The sequence below is a fragment of the Antrihabitans cavernicola genome (genome assembly GCF_008297975.1).
GTDB classification, from domain to species: Bacteria; Actinomycetota; Actinomycetes; order Mycobacteriales; family Mycobacteriaceae; genus Antrihabitans; species Antrihabitans cavernicola.
In genome coordinates this window covers 330,190-347,031 of record NZ_VLNY01000004.1, presented here as the reverse complement: position 1 = coordinate 347,031, position 16,842 = coordinate 330,190, and the positions used below count along the sequence as shown (strand labels likewise).

General features: G+C 65.4%; 15 protein-coding genes. 11 read left to right on the top strand and 4 right to left on the bottom strand.

Annotated elements, in window-relative coordinates:
* Positions 1-67 precede the first annotated feature (67 nt).
* Both FOY51_RS11430 and FOY51_RS11425 read left to right on the top strand, forming a co-directional pair.
* The gene (locus FOY51_RS11430) at positions 68-1,096 is read left to right on the top strand and encodes an NAD(P)-dependent alcohol dehydrogenase (protein ID WP_149430449.1); all 1,029 of its coding nucleotides are present in this window, start codon (positions 68-70) and stop codon (positions 1,094-1,096) included.
* The gene (locus tag FOY51_RS11425) at positions 1,096-2,562 is read left to right on the top strand and encodes a mannitol dehydrogenase family protein (RefSeq protein ID WP_149430343.1); all 1,467 of its coding nucleotides are present in this window, start codon (positions 1,096-1,098) and stop codon (positions 2,560-2,562) included. The genes FOY51_RS11430 and FOY51_RS11425 overlap by 1 nt, the downstream gene beginning before the upstream one ends.
* On the opposite strand, the gene FOY51_RS11420 is transcribed toward FOY51_RS11425, so the two are convergent.
* Both FOY51_RS11420 and gcvT read right to left on the bottom strand, forming a co-directional pair.
* Positions 2,559-3,686, bottom strand: a complete 1,128-nt coding sequence (locus tag FOY51_RS11420; protein ID WP_149430342.1) for a branched-chain amino acid aminotransferase — start codon at positions 3,684-3,686, stop codon at positions 2,559-2,561. The two genes, FOY51_RS11425 and FOY51_RS11420, sit on opposite strands and share 4 nt — an antisense overlap.
* Before the next feature lie 50 nt (positions 3,687-3,736).
* Complete coding sequence (gcvT, locus tag FOY51_RS11415; protein WP_149430341.1) at positions 3,737-4,834, bottom strand: glycine cleavage system aminomethyltransferase GcvT; 1,098 nt, start codon at positions 4,832-4,834, stop codon at positions 3,737-3,739.
* 89 nt (positions 4,835-4,923) lie between these two features.
* Between gcvT and FOY51_RS11410 the strand changes: the two genes are divergently transcribed.
* The gene (locus tag FOY51_RS11410) at positions 4,924-6,435 is read left to right on the top strand and encodes a leucyl aminopeptidase (RefSeq protein ID WP_149430340.1); all 1,512 of its coding nucleotides are present in this window, start codon (positions 4,924-4,926) and stop codon (positions 6,433-6,435) included.
* 6 nt (positions 6,436-6,441) lie between these two features.
* Here FOY51_RS11410 and FOY51_RS11405 read toward each other — a convergent pair whose 3' ends face one another.
* On the bottom strand, positions 6,442-6,777 hold the full coding sequence (locus tag FOY51_RS11405; protein WP_149430339.1) for an oxidoreductase: 336 nt from the start codon (positions 6,775-6,777) through the stop codon (positions 6,442-6,444).
* A gap of 234 nt (positions 6,778-7,011) precedes the next feature.
* On the opposite strand from FOY51_RS11405, the gene sucB reads away from it, so the two are divergent.
* From sucB to FOY51_RS11375, 6 genes are read left to right on the top strand one after another with little or no spacing between them, the layout of a single operon-like run.
* Positions 7,012-8,757, top strand: a complete 1,746-nt coding sequence (sucB, locus tag FOY51_RS11400) for a 2-oxoglutarate dehydrogenase, E2 component, dihydrolipoamide succinyltransferase (protein ID WP_149430338.1) — start codon at positions 7,012-7,014, stop codon at positions 8,755-8,757.
* A 6-nt stretch (positions 8,758-8,763) separates the two neighbouring features.
* Positions 8,764-9,648: a TIGR01777 family oxidoreductase gene (locus FOY51_RS11395; protein WP_149430337.1), complete on the top strand. Its 885-nt coding sequence runs from the start codon at positions 8,764-8,766 to the stop codon at positions 9,646-9,648.
* Between the two features lie 34 nt (positions 9,649-9,682).
* Positions 9,683-10,195, top strand: coding sequence for a GNAT family N-acetyltransferase (locus FOY51_RS11390; protein ID WP_149430336.1), 513 nt, complete (start codon positions 9,683-9,685; stop codon positions 10,193-10,195).
* Complete coding sequence (gene lipB, locus FOY51_RS11385) at positions 10,192-10,938, top strand: lipoyl(octanoyl) transferase LipB (protein WP_149430335.1); 747 nt, start codon at positions 10,192-10,194, stop codon at positions 10,936-10,938. The genes FOY51_RS11390 and lipB overlap by 4 nt, the downstream gene beginning before the upstream one ends.
* A gap of 30 nt (positions 10,939-10,968) precedes the next feature.
* The gene (lipA, locus tag FOY51_RS11380) at positions 10,969-11,982 is read left to right on the top strand and encodes a lipoyl synthase (RefSeq protein ID WP_149430334.1); all 1,014 of its coding nucleotides are present in this window, start codon (positions 10,969-10,971) and stop codon (positions 11,980-11,982) included.
* 48 nt (positions 11,983-12,030) lie between these two features.
* Complete coding sequence (locus FOY51_RS11375; RefSeq protein WP_149430333.1) at positions 12,031-12,777, top strand: DUF4191 domain-containing protein; 747 nt, start codon at positions 12,031-12,033, stop codon at positions 12,775-12,777.
* A gap of 78 nt (positions 12,778-12,855) precedes the next feature.
* On the opposite strand, the gene FOY51_RS11370 is transcribed toward FOY51_RS11375, so the two are convergent.
* Positions 12,856-13,335 carry an RDD family protein gene (locus tag FOY51_RS11370; RefSeq protein WP_149430332.1) on the bottom strand — a complete coding sequence of 160 codons (480 nt, stop codon included), beginning with the start codon at positions 13,333-13,335 and terminating at the stop codon, positions 12,856-12,858.
* A gap of 257 nt (positions 13,336-13,592) precedes the next feature.
* Between FOY51_RS11370 and glnA the strand changes: the two genes are divergently transcribed.
* Positions 13,593-15,029 (top strand): type I glutamate--ammonia ligase, encoded by a 1,437-nt coding sequence (gene glnA, locus FOY51_RS11365; protein ID WP_149430331.1) that lies wholly within the window; start codon positions 13,593-13,595, stop codon positions 15,027-15,029.
* Between the two features lie 133 nt (positions 15,030-15,162).
* Positions 15,163-16,836 carry a CocE/NonD family hydrolase gene (locus FOY51_RS11360; RefSeq protein WP_149430330.1) on the top strand — a complete coding sequence of 558 codons (1,674 nt, stop codon included), beginning with the start codon at positions 15,163-15,165 and terminating at the stop codon, positions 16,834-16,836.
* Positions 16,837-16,842: the final 6 nt, after the last annotated feature.

Below are 16,842 nucleotides of genomic sequence, written 5' to 3'. Positions count from 1 at the left end.
GTGAAGGTAGCATCGAGGTGTGATCTACACAACACTCGGCGGCAAATCGCCAACCATCCCGGATTCGATGAACGCCAGCGTGCTGATCGCGCCCGGCGAGATTGCGCTGCAGCGTCGTGAGGTGCCGATACCCGCGGCCGACGAGGTCCTGGTGGAGGTCACCGCTGTCGGGATCTGCGGCTCCGACGCGCACTACTTTCACCACGGCCGCATCGGGCCGCACATCGTGAACGGTCCGTTGATACTCGGGCACGAGGCGGCTGGGCGGATCGTTGCCGTGGGCTCCGAGGTCTCCGCCGATCGCATCGGAGCGCGGGTGTCGATCGAGCCGCAGCGGCCGGACCCCACCAGCTCGCAGTCTCGGGCAGGCCGCTACAACCTGTGTCCGCACATGGAATTCTTCGGGACTCCCCCGATCGACGGCGCCCTCTGCGAATACGTCACGATCCAATCGTCTTTCGCGCACGCCGTTCCGGACGAGATCTCCGACGAGGCTGCTGCCCTGTTCGAGCCGCTCTCGGTCGGGATCGCCGCCGTCCAGAAGGCGCACGTCACGGGCGGCTCGCGAGTGTTGATCGCCGGCGCGGGGCCAGTCGGTCTCGTGACCGCTCAGGTTGCCCGCGCGTTCGGCGCGACCGAGGTAATCGTGTCGGATATCGATGCGCAGCGCGCTTCTGCCGCACTGCAATTCGGCGCCACCCGCGCCATCGACCCACGTACCGAGAGCGTTCGCGACCTGATGGTCGACAGTTTCGTCGACGCCTCGGGAGCGCCACGCGCCGTCGTCGACGGCATCGCCGCCGTAGCGCCCGCCGGGCACGTGGTGCTGGTCGGAATGGGCGCAGACGAGATCGCACTCCCGGTATCGCTCATTCAGAATCGTGAGCTGGTCCTGACCGGAGTATTCCGGTACGCGAACACGTGGCCTATCGCGCGCGACCTCGTACTCTCGAACAAGGTGAATCTCGACGCGATGGTGACCGCGCGCTTCGCACTGGACGACGTGGCGAAGGCTCTCGTCGCCGATCGCGTCCCCGGAAGCATCAAGGCCGTCGTTCGCGTCGAGCCGTCAGTACTACCGAAGGAGTCTCGCTGATGAAGCTCACCGCCGGCACGCTCGCGGACATCGATACGGTGGCGACTCCGAACTACGACCGATCCAAACTCAGTTGCGGCATAGTGCATTTCGGTGTCGGCGGTTTTCACCGCGCGCACCAGGCGATGTATGTGGACGCCTTGCTCGCACAGGGTGAAGCGTTCGATTGGGCAATCTGCGGTGTCGGGGTGATGAAGTCGGACGCCCGGATGCGCGACGTGATGGCAGAACAGGATTGTCTCTACACGTTGGCCGTGCGCCACGCCGACGGCACGTGGGACACACGCGTGATCGGTTCCATCATCGAGTACCTGTTCGCGCCGGACGATCCCGACGCCGTCATAGAGAAGATGGCGTCGCCGGAGATCCGGATCGTGTCGCTCACCGTCACCGAAGGCGGCTACAACTTCTCCGCGACTACAGGTGAATTCGACGAAACAGATCCCGGCGTCGTCGCAGACCTACAACCCGACGCGGTACCCGCAACCACCTTCGGACTGATCTGTGCCGCACTGAGTCGACGCAAAGAACGCGGCCTCGAACCGTTCACCATCATGTCCTGCGACAACATTCAGGAGAACGGCCACATCGCCAGATCGTCGTTCACCACCTTCGCCCGACTGAAGGACCCCGCGCTCGCCGAATGGATCGAAGCGAAGTGCGCCTTCCCCAATTCGATGGTCGACCGCATCACGCCCGCCACCTCGCCTGAATTGATCGACGAGGTCGCCGAGCGGTTCGGCATCGAAGACCAGTGGCCTGTGCCGACCGAGCCGTTCACCCAATGGGTTCTCGAAGACCACTTCACCCTCGGCAGGCCGCCGTTTCAGGACGCCGGGGTGCAGGTGGTCGACGAGGTCGCACCCTACGAGCTGATGAAGCTGCGGCTCCTCAACGCCAGCCACCAGGCCCTTTGCTACTTCGGCTATCTGTGCGGCTATCGCCTGGTGCACGAGGTGGTGCAGGATCCGGCGTTCGCCGCGTTTCTGCTCGCCTACATGGACGACGAGGCGACACCGACCCTGCTTCCGGTCCCCGGTGTGGATCTCGCCGAGTACAAGCACACGCTGATCGAACGGTTCGCCAACCCAGAGATCCGTGACAACGTGTCGCGGTTGTGCGCCGAATCGTCCGACCGAATCCCGAAATGGCTACTGCCGGTGATTCGTCGCCAGCTCGAGCTCGACGGCCCCATCACGTTGTCCGCGGCGATCGTCGCGAGTTGGGCACGCTACGACGAGGCCATTGACGAGGAGGGCGAGCCGATCGAAATCGTCGACCGGTTGAAGGCGACGCTGGTGCCGCTCGCTCTGCGCAACCGCACCGACCCCACTGCGTTCATTCGAAACCAGGATGTGTTCGGCGATCTTGCGGACGACGAACGATTCGTGGCGGAGTACGTCGCCGCACTGAACTCGTTGCACGCCAACGGCGCTCGGGCGACGTTGCAGAATCTGATCGCTTAGCCTGCGACAGGCGACGGCGCACCGCACAGCGTCGTCATCCACCCGTGGATGTCGGCGAACGTGCCGCGCTGAATGCCGGTGAGGGTGTCGCGCAAGGCCATAGTGACCTCGCCCGGTTCGCCGTCGGCGATGGTGAATTGCCCGTCGGCAGATTTGACCGAGCCGACCGGGGTGATGACAGCCGCGGTGCCGCAGGCGAACACCTCGGTGATCTCGCCGGAGGCCGTGAGCTTGCGCCACTCGTCCGTCGCGATCTTGCGTTCCTCGACGGCGAACCCGGAGTCGCCCGCCAGCGTCAGCAGCGAGTCTCGGGTGATGCCGGGGAGCAGCGAGCCGGACAGCTCCGGCGTCACCAGTCGGGCATCCGAGCCGGAACCGAAGACGAAGAACAGGTTCATGCCGCCCATCTCTTCGACGTAGCGGCGCTCGATCGCGTCCAGCCACACCACCTGATCACAGCCTTGATCGGCAGCCTGTGCCTGGGCGACCAGCGACGCGGCATAGTTGCCCGCGAATTTCGCCGCGCCTGTTCCTCCCGGAGCGGCACGCACGTATTCGGTGGACAGCCAGACACTGACCGGCTTCACGCCACGCGGGAAGTACGCACCGGCGGGCGACGCGATGAGCAGGTACTTGTACTCCGATGCGGGTCGCACGCCGAGGCCTGCTTCGGTGGAGAACATGAACGGTCGGAGGTAGAGCGACGATTCGCCGCCCGCGGCAGGCACCCAGGCGTTGTCGACCTCGAGCAGTTCGGCGATCGAGCCCATGAACAGGTCGTCGGGCAATTCCGGCATCGCCATGCGGCGGGCGGAGTTACGGAACCGCTCGGCGTTGGCATCGCTGCGGAACGCATTGATGCTGCCGTCGGGCTGCCGATACGCCTTGAGGCCTTCGAAGATCGCCTGCCCGTAATGCAGCACCATCGCGGCAGGATCCAGCTGAAACGATCCGTACGGAAGCACCTGCGGATTGGTCCAGCCGTCGGTCGCGTTGTAATCGATCGACACCATGTGGTCGGTGAAGTGACGGCCGAATCCAGGGTCCGCCAGCACTGCGGCCCGCGCCTGCTCGGTTGCAGGGGATGGATGTGCGGTGCGAGCGAACTCGACGGGACCAGTCATGACGCAATCCTAACCAACGATATTCGTACAAAAGTCACTTCGTCGTGGCGCTACTTCGTCTTCACGTCGACGAACGGCGGCTTGACGACCGCGGCGCGCAGCCTGCGGCCGCGAACGTCGACCTCCACTTCGGTTCCGACCTCGACACCTGCTTCGGTATCCAGCAACGCCAACGCAATTCCTACCTTGCGGGTCGGCGAGAACGTACCGGACGTCGTCTCCCCCACCGGTTCGCCGTCGCGCAGCACGTTCAGCCCCGCGCGCAGTACCCCGCGATCGAGCGCCTCCAGTCCCCACAGCGTGCGCCGCGGTCCGGCCGCCTTCTCTGCGGTGAGCGCGTCGCGGCCACGGAACGCGGCCTTCTTCCAGCCGACTGCCCAGCCCGCACGCGCCTGCAGCGGGGAGATCTCGAGGGACAGCTCGTGACCGTGCAGCGGATACCCCATCTCGGTGCGCAGCGTGTCGCGGGCGCCGAGCCCGGCGACCTCGCCGCCGACCTTCTTCACCTCGTCGAGCAGCGCGCGGAAGATCCGCTCGCTGTCATCCCACTTGGGTAGCAGCTCGTAGCCGTGTTCACCGGTGTAACCGGTGCGGCACACCCGCACCGACGTCGAGCCCCAGGCGGCATCCGCGTAGGCCATGTACTCCATGTCGGTGGGCAGTCCCAGTGCTGCGACCACCTCTGTCGAGCGCGGACCCTGCACGGCGATCACGCCGAAGTCGCGGTGCTCGTCGGTCACGGTGATACCCGCGGGAGCAAGCGTTGTCAGCACGTCGACGACGGCGGCCGTATTGGCGGCGTTGGGCACGAGGAACACGTCGTCGGCATCGACGTAGTAGGCGATCAGGTCGTCGACCACGCCACCGTCGTCGGTGCACAACATCGTGTACTGCGCCTTGCCGGGACGGATCCGATCCAGATCGTTCGTGAGCACCGCGTTGACGAACGCCGCCGCACCCGGACCGGTCACCGACGCCTTGCCGAGATGGCTGACATCGAAGATCCCGACAGTCGTCCGAACCGCGTTGTGCTCGGCAACCGTGCCCGCGTAGGACACCGGCATCTCCCAGCCGCCGAACTCGGCAAACGTCGCGCCGAGTTCGGAGTGCACTGCCTTTATCGGTCCTTGCAGCAGGGGTTCGGTCATGGGAAGCACGGTAGTGCACGCACCGTCGTGTTGTCCGAGCCCGTGGCTACCATGAGGAGCCCGTTCGCCCCCAGCAAAAGGAGAGCCCGTTGAGTTCCGAATCGCCGACCACCCCAGCCCTCGGCCCGGAGCTCGCCACGGCAGGGCGGCTCACGGCCGCAGACGTATTGGTGATCGGGTTGACGGCGGGCGACGACGGTCCGAGGGTGGTCGTCGGAACTCGCGTCCTTGCCGACGATGTGGCGGCGGATCTACTCGCCCGACTTCGCGCGGTCGGTGCGAAAGGCAAGGCGGAAGAGCTAACCCGAGTACCTGCGCCCGAGTCCTTGCCGGTCGCCAGCGTGCTCGCCGTCGGGCTCGGCAACGAGCCTGTGAGCGCCGAACAGATTCGCAAATCCGCAGGCGTCGCCGCCCGTTCGCTGACGGGGTCGGCGACGGCCGCGACGACGCTCAGCAGCCTCGACCTCGGCGCCGCTGCCGAAGGTTTCTACCTCGGCGCGTACTCCTTCACCGCGTTCAAGTCGGCGAAGTCGGCCCCGAAGGCCGATGAGCAGCCGCTCCAGCACGTCGACTTGCTCGTCGCCGATGCGGACGCGGACGCCGCCAAGGCCGCACTGGCGCGCTCGGCGGCCATCGCCGAAGCCGTCGCGTCGGCACGCGAGTTCGTCAACACCCCGCCCAGCCACCTGTTCCCCGCAGAGTTCGCCGCGCGCGCCGAAGCCCTCGGTACCGCGGCGGGTCTCACCGTCGAGGTGCTCGACGAAGCCGCTCTCGAGGCGGGCGGCTACGGCGGCATCATCGGTGTCGGCAAGGGTTCGTCTCGACCGCCGCGGTTGGTCCGGATGAGCTACTCCGGTGGCGGCGCGAAGAAGGTCGCCTTGGTCGGCAAGGGCATCACGTTCGATACCGGCGGCATCTCCATCAAGCCCGCGGCGGGCATGGAGAACATGACGTCGGACATGGGCGGTGCCGCTGCCGTCGTCGCTGCCGTCGTGCTCGCGGCGAAGTTGCGCCTTGCGGTCGACGTCGTCGCCACCGTGCCGATGGCCGAGAACATGCCGTCCGCGACCGCCCAACGTCCGGGCGATGTGTTGACCCAATACGGCGGAACCACGATCGAGGTGATCAACACCGACGCCGAAGGACGCCTGATCTTGGCCGACGCGATGGTGCGCGCGTGCGAGGACAAGCCCGACTACCTCATCGACACCGCGACGCTGACCGGCGCACAGATGGTCGCACTCGGTGCTCGGACACCGGGCGTGATGGGCACCGACGCGTTCCGCGACCGGGTGGCTCGCATCTCTCAGGAGATCGGTGAGAACGCGTGGCCGATGCCGATGCCCGCCGAACTGCGAGCGGACCTCAACTCCAAGGTTGCCGACATGGCCAACGTGACCAACCACCGCAACGGCGGCATGTTGGCTGCGGCGTTGTACTTGAAAGAGTTCGTCGCCGACGGTGTCGAGTGGGCGCACGTGGACGTCGCGGGCCCGGCGTACAACACCGGCGGACCGTTCGGCTACATCGGCAAAGGTGGTACCGGCGTACCGGTTCGCACCATCATCTCGGTACTCGAAGACATCGCCGCGAACGGCTAGGACGACTCACAATCCTTCGGCCTGCCGCTTGCGAATTATCTTGCGGCGGGCATCGAAGTCCCGCATCCGCTGCGGGTAACCGGTCTTGCGCACGTCGTAGACAGGGATCTTCAGATCGTCCGCCAACTTGTGGGCGCCACGCTCACCGACCACGCGACGCGTCCACTCGCCGTCGGTCGCGACGAGCACCGCGGTCACGTCGGTGACTGTGGTCTTCGGTTCGACAAATGCCTCGACACCGATGTGCGACCGCGCCCACGCGGCGAGGTACTGCGCGTCCGCATTGCTCGCTGTCTTCGAACCTCGGGACCGTCCGCCCTTGAAGCGATCCATCAACCCCACGGGTGACCTCCTCGTGCCACCGCACCCTGCGGCGTCCTTCAATTTTGCCAGCAGTGGAAAGTAGTCGTCCGAAACGTCGGACGAGAGCTACCTCCTGGGATGCGCACGGCCGTCGGATGCAAGGATGAAGATCGTAGGAAGAACCCGCACGAATCGCGTCGGCCAAGCACAATGGTGTGCGACCACCAGCGAGTCGAAAATCAGATCCGACCACAAGTCGAGGAGTCAAACGACATGGCCTTCTCCGTCCAGATGCCAGCCCTAGGTGAGAGCGTCACCGAGGGCACGGTTACCCGCTGGCTCAAGCAGGAAGGAGACACGGTCGAGGTCGACGAACCCTTGCTCGAAGTCTCCACGGACAAGGTCGATACCGAGATTCCGTCACCCGCTGCCGGAACCCTCACCAAGATCACCGCGCAGGAAGACGACGTCGTCGAGATCGGCGGCGAACTCGGTGTGATCGGCGATGCCGGTGATGCCCCGGCCGCGGACTCGAGCCCGTCGGCCCCTGCCGAGGAAGCACCCGCCGAAGAGGCACCAGCGCCGGAGCCCGCCGCGGCCGAAGAGAAGCCCGCGGAACCCACGCCCGCAGCATCGTCCGGTGGTAGCTCGTCGGGCAGCCCCGTGAAGATGCCGGAACTCGGCGAGTCCGTCACCGAAGGCACCGTCACCCGCTGGCTCAAGGCCGTCGGTGACGAGGTCGCCGTCGACGAGCCGCTTGTCGAGGTGTCCACCGACAAGGTCGACACGGAGATTCCGTCCCCCGTCGCAGGCACGCTCCTCGAGATTTCCGCCGAGGAAGACGACGTCGTTCCCGTCGGCGGCCAGCTCGGTGTGATCGGATCCGGGTCGCCGGCCGCGAAATCCGCGCCTGCACCCGAGCCCACCCCCGAGCCGGAGCCTGCACCGGAGCCCGAGCCCGAGCCGGCACCCAAGGCCGAAGAGAAGCCCGCACCGGAGCCCACGCCTGCGCCTCCCGCGAAGGAAGAGCCGCGCTCCGCTCCCGCCCACGCGGCCGCTGATGTACCGAGTGGATCGTCGCCGTACGTCACTCCGCTCGTCCGCAAACTGGCGAGCGAGAACAACGTCGATCTGTCGTCGCTCACCGGATCCGGCGTCGGCGGCCGCATCCGCAAGCAGGACGTGTTGGCAGCAGCGGATTCGGCGAAGACGCCCGAGCCCGCAGCAGCACCGGCGGCGGCTGCCGCACCCGCGGCCAAGCCCGCTGCGGCGGCAGGTCGACCGGAGTTGGCACACCTGCGCGGCACCACCCAGAAGGCCAACAGGATCCGTCAGATCACCGCAAAGAAGACGCGGGAGTCGCTGCAGACCACGGCTCAGCTGACACAGGTCCACGAGGCCGATGTCTCCAAGATCGCCGCACTGCGCACCAAGGCCAAGGCCGGCTTCAAGGAGCGCGAGGGCGTCAACCTCACGTTCCTGCCGTTCTTCGCGAAGGCCGTCGTCGAGGCGCTCGGAGCGCATCCGAACGTCAACGCCAGCTACAACGAGGACGCCAAGGAGATCACCTACCACGCAGGTGTGCACCTGGGCATCGCCGTCGACACCGATCAGGGTCTGCTGTCCCCGGTGATTCACAATGCAGGAGACCTGTCACTGGCCGGACTCGCGCGGGCGATCGCCGACATCGCAGGCCGTGCACGAAGCGGTGGACTGAAGCCGGACGAACTGTCGGGTGGCACGTTCACCATCACCAACATCGGTAGCCAGGGCGCGTTGTTCGACACCCCGATCCTGGTGCCGCCGCAGGCCGCGATGCTGGGTACCGGCGCGATCGTCAAGCGCCCGGTGGTGCTGACGGACGAGACCGGAAGCGAGTCGATCGGCGTGCGGTCGCTGTGCTACCTGCCGCTCACCTACGACCACCGACTGGTCGACGGCGCCGACGCCGGCCGCTTCCTCAACACGATTCGCCACCGCCTCGAAGAGGCATCGTTCGAAGCGGATCTGGGTATCTAGCGACGCATGAAGATCATCATCGCCGGATCGTCGGGTCTGATCGGTACCGCACTCGTTGCTGCCCTGCGGCGCGACAACCATGACGTATCGCGTCTGGTTCGTCGCACCGCCGCAGGGCCTGACGAGTACCAGTGGGATCCCGAGCAGGCCTCGATCGATCCGGCAGCGCTTGCCGGTGCCGACGCCGTCGTCAACCTCTGCGGCGTCGGCATCGGCGACAAGCGGTGGTCGGGTGCGTACAAGCAGGCGCTTCGCGACAGCAGGATCACGTCCACCGATGTGCTGGCCAACGCCGTCGCCGACGCTGGTGTGTCGACGATGGTCAACGCCAGCGGCGTCAATTTCTACGGCGACACCGGCGACCGCGTCGTCGACGAACACGCGCCGGTCGGCGAAGGATTTCTCGCGACCCTGTGTCACGACTGGGAAGCTGCCACCGCGCCTGCATCGGCGGCCGGTGTTCGGACGGCGATGGTCCGCAGCGCCCCGGTCTTCGCGCGTCGTGGCGGCATGCTGGACAAGCTGAAGTTGCTGTATTCGGTGGGTCTCGGTGGTCGTCTCGGTAGTGGTCGGCAGTACTTCCCCTGGATCTCGTTGGACGACGAGATCAATGCCATCAAGTTCGTGCTCACCGACGACGCCATCGCGGGCCCGGTGAATCTGGTCGGGCCTGCACCGGTCACCAACGCGCAGTTCAACACGGCACTGGGCAAGGCATTGCACCGACCGGCTCCGTGGGTGGTGCCGAAGTTCGCGTTGAAAGCGATCATCGGCGAGTTTGCCGACGAGGCCATTCTCAGTGGGCCGCGAGCCATCCCCGCAGTCCTCGAAGGTGCCGGATTCTCGTTCCGCCACAACACGATCGGCGAGGCGCTCGACGCCGCAACGTAGGTTCGTCGTTCGTTCGCATTCCCGTAGGAGACCCATGCTGATTCGCGATGCCGTCGTGGCCGACCTGCCGGACATACTCGTGATCCACAACATCGCGATCGCCGAGTCCACGGCCATCTGGGACACCGAGCCATCCGACCTCGAAAACCGGGTCGAGTGGTTTCATCAGCGCGCCGCCGACGCTCATCCGATCCTGGTCGCAGAAGTCGACGGCCGGGTCGCGGGATACGCGTCGTACGGTCAGTGGCGACCCAAGTCGGGCTATCGGCAGACGGTGGAGAACTCGGTCTACGTCGCGGACGAATTCCACCGCCGCGGCATCGCGACCGCGTTGATGACGGAACTGCTCGATCGCGCCCGCCATGCCGATCTCCATGTGATGGTCGCGGGCATCGAGTCGGCAAACCACACCTCGATCGCGTTGCACGAACGGTTCGGGTTCACGGTGGTCGGGCAGCTTCCGGAAGTGGGACGAAAGTTCGATCGGTGGTTGGACCTGACGCTGATGCAACTGACGCTCGATTCCGGCGTAGCGTCGACACGATGAGTGTAGGTATGTCGGCACGGTTCGACACCGATCCGGTCGTGGTGTCGGACCTCGGTGTCATCGACTACGTCGAGGCCTGGGAGTTGCAGCGCAGCATCGCGGCCGAGCGGGCCGCGGGCGTCGGCCCCGATCGGTTGCTGCTACTCGAGCATCCTTCGGTGTACACGGCCGGTCGGCGCACCGCGCCCGAGGATCGACCGAAGGACGGCACGCCCGTCGTCGACGTCGATCGTGGCGGCAAGATCACCTGGCACGGTCCCGGTCAGCTTGTCGGCTACCCGATCGTTCGCCTCGCCGAGCCTGTCGACGTCGTCAAGTTCGTGCGGCGGCTCGAGCAAGCGCTGATCGTCGTCTGTACCGACTACGACCTCGAATGCGGACGAGTCGAGGGCCGGTCCGGAGTGTGGTTGCCCGCAACGATGCGTGACGGCAGTTGGCTGCCCGAACGCAAGATCGCAGCCATCGGCGTCCGTGTTCAACGAGGTGTCACACTGCACGGCTTCGCACTGAACTGCGACTCGGCGCTCGCCGCCTTCGACACGATCGTTCCGTGTGGAATCAGCGATGCCGGAGTGACATCGCTCTCCTTCGAGCTGGGTCGCGACATCACTGTCGCCGACGTCCACGATGCAGTCGCCGATGCCACGATTCGCGCATTGAACGGTGACCTGACCATCGACGATCACGACATCGAGCGGATCAGCTTTGCGGACGTGATCGCGCGGTCGACGGCGCAGGCGTGAGCCATTCGGTGCGGGCGTAGCATCAACCCAGTGACTGTTCCAGTACCTGAAGGACGAAAGCTGCTTCGACTAGAGATCCGCAACGCGGAGACTCCGATCGAACGCAAGCCGAACTGGATCAAGACGCGCGCCAAAATGGGCCCCGAGTACACAGAGCTCAAGGGTCTGGTCAAACGTGAAGGCTTGCATACGGTCTGCGAAGAAGCGGGCTGTCCCAACATCTACGAATGCTGGGAAGATCGCGAAGCCACGTTCCTGATCGGCGGCGAGCAGTGCACGCGGCGCTGCGATTTCTGCCAGATCGACACCGGCAAGCCCGACCCGCTCGATCGCGACGAACCACGTCGAGTCGCCGAGAGTGTGCAGGCGATGGGGCTGCGGTATTCGACCATCACCGGCGTCGCCCGCGACGACCTCGACGACGGCGGTGCCTGGCTCTACGCGGAGACGGTCCGCCGCATCCACGACCTGAACCCCGGCACCGGCGTCGAGCTGCTCATCCCCGACTTCAATGCCAAGCCCGATCAGCTTGCCGAGGTGTTCGGCTCCCGCCCTGAGGTGTTGGCGCACAACGTCGAAACTGTGCCGCGCATCTTCAAACGCATTCGTCCGGCGTTCCGCTACCAGCGGTCACTCGACGTGATCACCGCAGCCCGCGACGATCAGCTGGTCACCAAGTCGAATCTGATCCTGGGTATGGGCGAGACCCCGGACGAGATCACCCAGGCGCTGCAGGATCTGCACGACGCCGGCTGCGACATCATCACCATCACCCAGTACCTGCGTCCCTCACCGCGCCACCATCCGGTGGATCGCTGGGTCAAGCCCGAGGAGTTCGTCGAGCACTCCAAAACCGCCGAGGCGATGGGCTTCGCCGGTGTGATGGCAGGTCCGCTGGTCCGGTCGTCGTATCGGGCGGGTCGTCTGTACGCGCAGGCGATGGCACATCACGGTCGTGAGCTGCCCGAAGGCCAGCGTCATCTCACCGAGGGTGGCGACGCATCGCAAGAGGCGAGTTCGCTGATGGCGAGATTGGCGCGCTGACGCCCGCCGACCGTCGATGGCGCTCTCCCGACCGCCTATCCTGTGACAATGGCGAACGGCAGCAAGGGCGGCAAGCCCACCAAGGAAGCAAAGGCGGCGGCGAAGGCCGCACGCAAGCAGGCGTCCAAGGAGCGTAGAACGCAGCTCTGGCAGGCGTTCAACATGCAGCGCAAGGACGACAAGCTGCTGCTTCCGCTGATGATCGGCGCGCTGGTGGTCGTCACGGTCGCGTTCTTCCTGATCGGGCTGATCTTCGGGCTGCAGTGGTTCTTCCTGCCGATCGGCATTCTGCTGGGCATCCTGCTGGCCTTCGTCATCTTCGGTCGTCGTGTCCAGAAAACGGTGTACGGCAAGGCCGAGGGTCAAGCCGGTGCCGCCGCCTGGGTGCTCGACAACCTGCAGGGCGGCTGGCGCGTCAATCAGGCGGTCGCAGCAACCACCCACATGGATGCGGTGCACCGCGTCATCGGTCGCCCGGGCGTGATCTTGGTCGGTGAAGGTTCGGCGCACCGCGTGAAGCCGCTGCTGGCGCAGGAGAAGAAGAAGACGGCTCGACTTGTCGGCGATACCCCGATCTACGACGTGGTCGTCGGTAACGACGAGGGCCAGGTGCCGCTCAAGGAATTGCAGAAGTATCTGACCAAGCTCCCCCGCAACATCGATACCAAGCGGATGGATTCGATCGAGTCGCGGCTCTCCGCACTCGGAGCCCGCGGTGGCCCGGCAATGCCGAAGGGACCGCTACCGGGTGGAGCGAAGATGAAGGGCGTCCAGCGGACGATGCGTCGCCGCTGAGCCAGCGCGTCGTCTGGGTGAATGGCACTCTCGTTCGATCTGACCGAACGAGAGTGCCATTCACCCATTCAAGGCAGGTCAGCGAGTGCGGACGAGCGCTGTTCCTGTTGCGCGATCGTGCATGCCTCGGCCGTCGGCGTCGGTGATGACGGCGGGGACGACGAACACCAGGAGCAGCGAACGGGCCAGCGCGCGAACAAATCCGACCTTCACCGGTCCATCGATGCGCGCAACGGAGATGCCGAGGAAGAACTGGCCCGGCGTGAACGACGAAATCGTCACCGCTGCCACACCCACGACGAACCACACCAACAGAGTGATCGTCGACAACGCACCGCCGAAGGCATTGCTACCGAGGAATGCGGCCGAAACGCCGGCGGCCATCAACCAGTCGATCATCAGCGCACCGACCCGACGACCTGTCGGCACCAGCGAACCCGGACCCGATTGCGGCAAACCTAGCGATTCGCCGCGAAATTTGTCCGGTTCAGCGCCATAGGGCTTCTTCGGCAGTGCCGCGGTGGGGCCGGAGAGCCAGGATCCAGTCATGCGTGCCATGGCTCCAGAGTAGGCGTCGAGGCGTTTGCGCTGCACTCTCACCTGGACCGAGTGACCCGGCGCATAGCCGCGGGTGGCAAGATGAGTGCGCTCGGTTCGATCACCGTGACACCGGTCGCAGCGAACGGGCGTTTTACAAGACGTGTAACACTGGCGAAACACAGCCTTGATTGCTGGGCAACACCAAGTCCATAGCGTCTGGTCGCGACGCAGCAAGTCGATACTTGGCTGGGAACCGAACCGAAGGAGCACAAGCAGTGGCGTTCAGCACGGCCGAAGAGGTCATCAAATACATCGCTGACGAGAAGGTCGAATACATCGACGTTCGATTCAGCGACCTGCCGGGTTCCCAGCAGCACTTCTCCATCCCGGCGCAGTCGTTCGACAAGGATCTGGCCGAGGAAGGCCTCGCGTTCGACGGCTCGTCCGTCCGCGGCTTCCAGTCGATCCACGAGTCGGACATGCTGCTGCTCCCCGACTTCACCACCACCCAGATCGACCCGTTCCGCGCCGCGAAGACGCTGAACATCAACTTCTTCGTCCACGACCCGTTCACGCGTGAGTCCTACAGCCGCGACCCCCGCAACGTCGCGCGCAAGGCCGAGGAATACCTGATCAGCACCGGCATCGCCGACACCGCCTTCTTCGGTGCCGAGGCCGAGTTCTACATCTTCGACACGATCCGCTACGACTCCGCCGTCAATGGCGCGTTCTACGAGATCGACTCCGTCTCCGGCTGGTGGAACACCGGCGCCGAGACCAACCCGGACGGCTCCCCCAACCGCGGCTACAAGGTCCGCCCGAAGGGTGGCTACTTCCCCGTCGCGCCGTACGACCACTACGTCGACCTGCGCGACACCATCGCCACCAACCTCCAGGACGCGGGTTTCGTCCTCGAGCGCGGCCACCACGAGGTCGGCACCGCCGGTCAGGCCGAGATCAACTACAAGTTCAACACCCTGCTTGCCGCCGCCGACGACCTGCAGCTCTTCAAGTACATCGTGAAGAACACGGCATGGGAGGCGGGCAAGACCGTTACGTTCATGCCGAAGCCGCTCTTCGGTGACAACGGCTCGGGCATGCACGTGCACCAGTCGCTGTGGAAGGACGGCAAGCCGCTCTTCCACGACGAGGCCGGCTACGCGGGTCTGTCGGATCTGGCTCGCCACTACATCGGCGGCATCTTGCACCACGCACCGTCGCTGTTGGCGTTCACCAACCCGACGGTCAACTCGTACCACCGTCTGGTGCCGGGCTACGAAGCCCCCATCAACCTGGTGTACAGCCAGCGCAACCGTTCGGCCGCCGTGCGTATCCCGATCACGGGCAACAACCCGAAGGCCAAGCGTCTCGAGTTCCGCGCACCCGACTCCTCGGGTAACCCGTACCTGAACTTCGCCGCGCAGATGATGGCGGGCCTGGACGGCATCAAGAACAAGATCGAGCCGTTGGCGCCCGTGGACAAGGACCTCTACGAGCTCCCGCCGGAGGAGGCCAAGAACATCCCGCAGGCCCCCACCAGCCTCGCCAGCGTCATCGACCGCCTCGAGCAGGATCACGAGTACCTCACCGAGGGTGGCGTGTTCACCGAGGACCTCATCGAGACCTGGATCTCGATCAAGCGTGAGCAGGAGATCGCACCGGTCAACCTGCGGCCGCACCCGTACGAGTTCGAGCTCTACTACGACGTGTGATCCTCAGCTAGTCCCCCGAACGGGCGGTTATCGCAACAAACGTCGAGAGACGTTCGCGATAACCGCCCGTTCGGCGTTGCGCCCCTAACTTTGCGGGCTGGACTGCACACGGAATTCCCCATCTACTACTGCTATGACGCTGGGCCGCACCCTCGCGCGAACACTGGCGTTCGCACTCCTGACCGTGACGACGATCGTCGTTCCCGCCACCGCCACAGCGGACACGCCGGATCCCGCGTCGTACACATGGACCGAGGCGTACTTCCCGTCGTCGAGCGGCGCGGAGATCCACGCAGACGTCATGCGGCCCAACAACATTCCGGCCGGGCAGAAGACACCCGTGGTGCTGACGGTCGGCGCCTACCGCAGCCATCTGCTCTATCTCACCGATCCCCTGCTCACCCGCGCCCCGTCGACGCTCGATCTGCACGTCGACGACTTCCTCGCCCGCGGCTACACCTACGTGATCGCCGACCTGCCGGGCTACGGCGGGTCCAGCGGCTGCCCCGACTGGGGTGGGCCCAACGAGCGCGGAGGTGTGAAGGCAGCCGTCGAGTGGGCCGCCTCGCAGCCGTGGTCGACGGGCAAGGTCGGCATGTACGGCCTGTCCTACGAAGGCTTCACCGGGTTGATGGGATTGGCCGAACACCCGACGGGCCTCGCCGCCGTCGCTACCTTCGAGCCGCCCGCCGATCCCTACGCCTACTTCTTCATGCAAGGCGTGCCCTACCGCTTCACGGCGAAGCCGGTCCTCGATCGGGGCGTCATACCGTCCGATCCGGTTGTGGCGATAGAACATTCGATGATCTCGCAGACGCCCGGCAGACCCGACGACACCGATCACTACCGCGCGAATGCCGTCAGCACCCCCCAATCGTGCTACGCCGATTTCGTAAAGAAGCTCAGCAACCGCGACCCGAACGCCGCGGTGTGGAAAGAACGCGACCTGATCTCGGAAATCCGCGGCAACACCACTCCCGTGTTCCTCGCACAGGGCTTCCTCGACAAGAACACCAGAGCCGATCGTGTCATCGACCTGTGGCACGGCTTGGCCAATCCCGAGAACAAGGCGTGGTTCGCGCAAATGGGCCACCAGGACTGCTTCACCGATTGCCGCGACACCTTCTCGTCGGAGGTGATGGCGTTCTTCGACAAGCATGTCGCGGATCGGCCGGTCGCCGTGCCCGGCCCCAAGGTGACCGTCGGCCAGTTCGACGGTCGGTGGCGCTCGGAAACCGACTTCCCGCCTGCCGATTCGACGCGGGTGCCGGTCTCGCTGCGCACCGGCACGTACACCGACAGGACAATCATCCCCGGACCCGATCGCGACATCTGGACCATCTCACCGCCGTTGGCCGCCGACCAGCACCTGTCCGGCGCCCCGTCGGTTTCGGCGCAGGCTCGTGGTCCGGCGAATGCGCCCATCGCGGCGGAGGTATACGACGTGGCACCGTCGGGCATGGCAGTTCCGATCACCCGCGGCATCGCGATGCTCGGACCGACGGGGCAGGTGAACATTCGAATGTTCAACCAGGACTGGCCGATTCCGCGAAGCCACCGCATCGGCATACACATCACCAACACCAACGATTTCGAATGGGCGGCCGATTTCACCAACGCCCGCATCACCGTCGATCGCGCCGACGCGCAACTTCCACTACTCGCGGATGTTCGTCATCCCGACCTCGCGGGTGGGCCGGGACCCCTGATCGCCAAGCTGATCAACGAGCGGTCCATCCAACTGCCCCCCGATCTCATCGCAGCCGCGGAGACACCCATGCAGTTCCCCGTACGACATGACGGTTGATCGTCG

Coding starts and splice junctions, on each gene's coding strand:
- FOY51_RS11420 (WP_149430342.1), bottom strand. CDS start 3,686: ATGACTGGTCCCGTCGAGTTCGCTCGCACCGCACATCCATCCCCTGCA.
- FOY51_RS11375 (WP_149430333.1), top strand. CDS start 12,031: ATGGCGAACGGCAGCAAGGGCGGCAAGCCCACCAAGGAAGCAAAGGCG.
- FOY51_RS11425 (WP_149430343.1), top strand. CDS start 1,096: ATGAAGCTCACCGCCGGCACGCTCGCGGACATCGATACGGTGGCGACT.
- FOY51_RS11370 (WP_149430332.1), bottom strand. CDS start 13,335: ATGGCACGCATGACTGGATCCTGGCTCTCCGGCCCCACCGCGGCACTG.
- FOY51_RS11395 (WP_149430337.1), top strand. CDS start 8,764: ATGAAGATCATCATCGCCGGATCGTCGGGTCTGATCGGTACCGCACTC.
- sucB (WP_149430338.1), top strand. CDS start 7,012: ATGGCCTTCTCCGTCCAGATGCCAGCCCTAGGTGAGAGCGTCACCGAG.
- FOY51_RS11390 (WP_149430336.1), top strand. CDS start 9,683: ATGCTGATTCGCGATGCCGTCGTGGCCGACCTGCCGGACATACTCGTG.
- lipB (WP_149430335.1), top strand. CDS start 10,192: ATGAGTGTAGGTATGTCGGCACGGTTCGACACCGATCCGGTCGTGGTG.
- gcvT (WP_149430341.1), bottom strand. CDS start 4,834: ATGACCGAACCCCTGCTGCAAGGACCGATAAAGGCAGTGCACTCCGAA.
- FOY51_RS11430 (WP_149430449.1), top strand. CDS start 68: ATGAACGCCAGCGTGCTGATCGCGCCCGGCGAGATTGCGCTGCAGCGT.
- FOY51_RS11360 (WP_149430330.1), top strand. CDS start 15,163: ATGACGCTGGGCCGCACCCTCGCGCGAACACTGGCGTTCGCACTCCTG.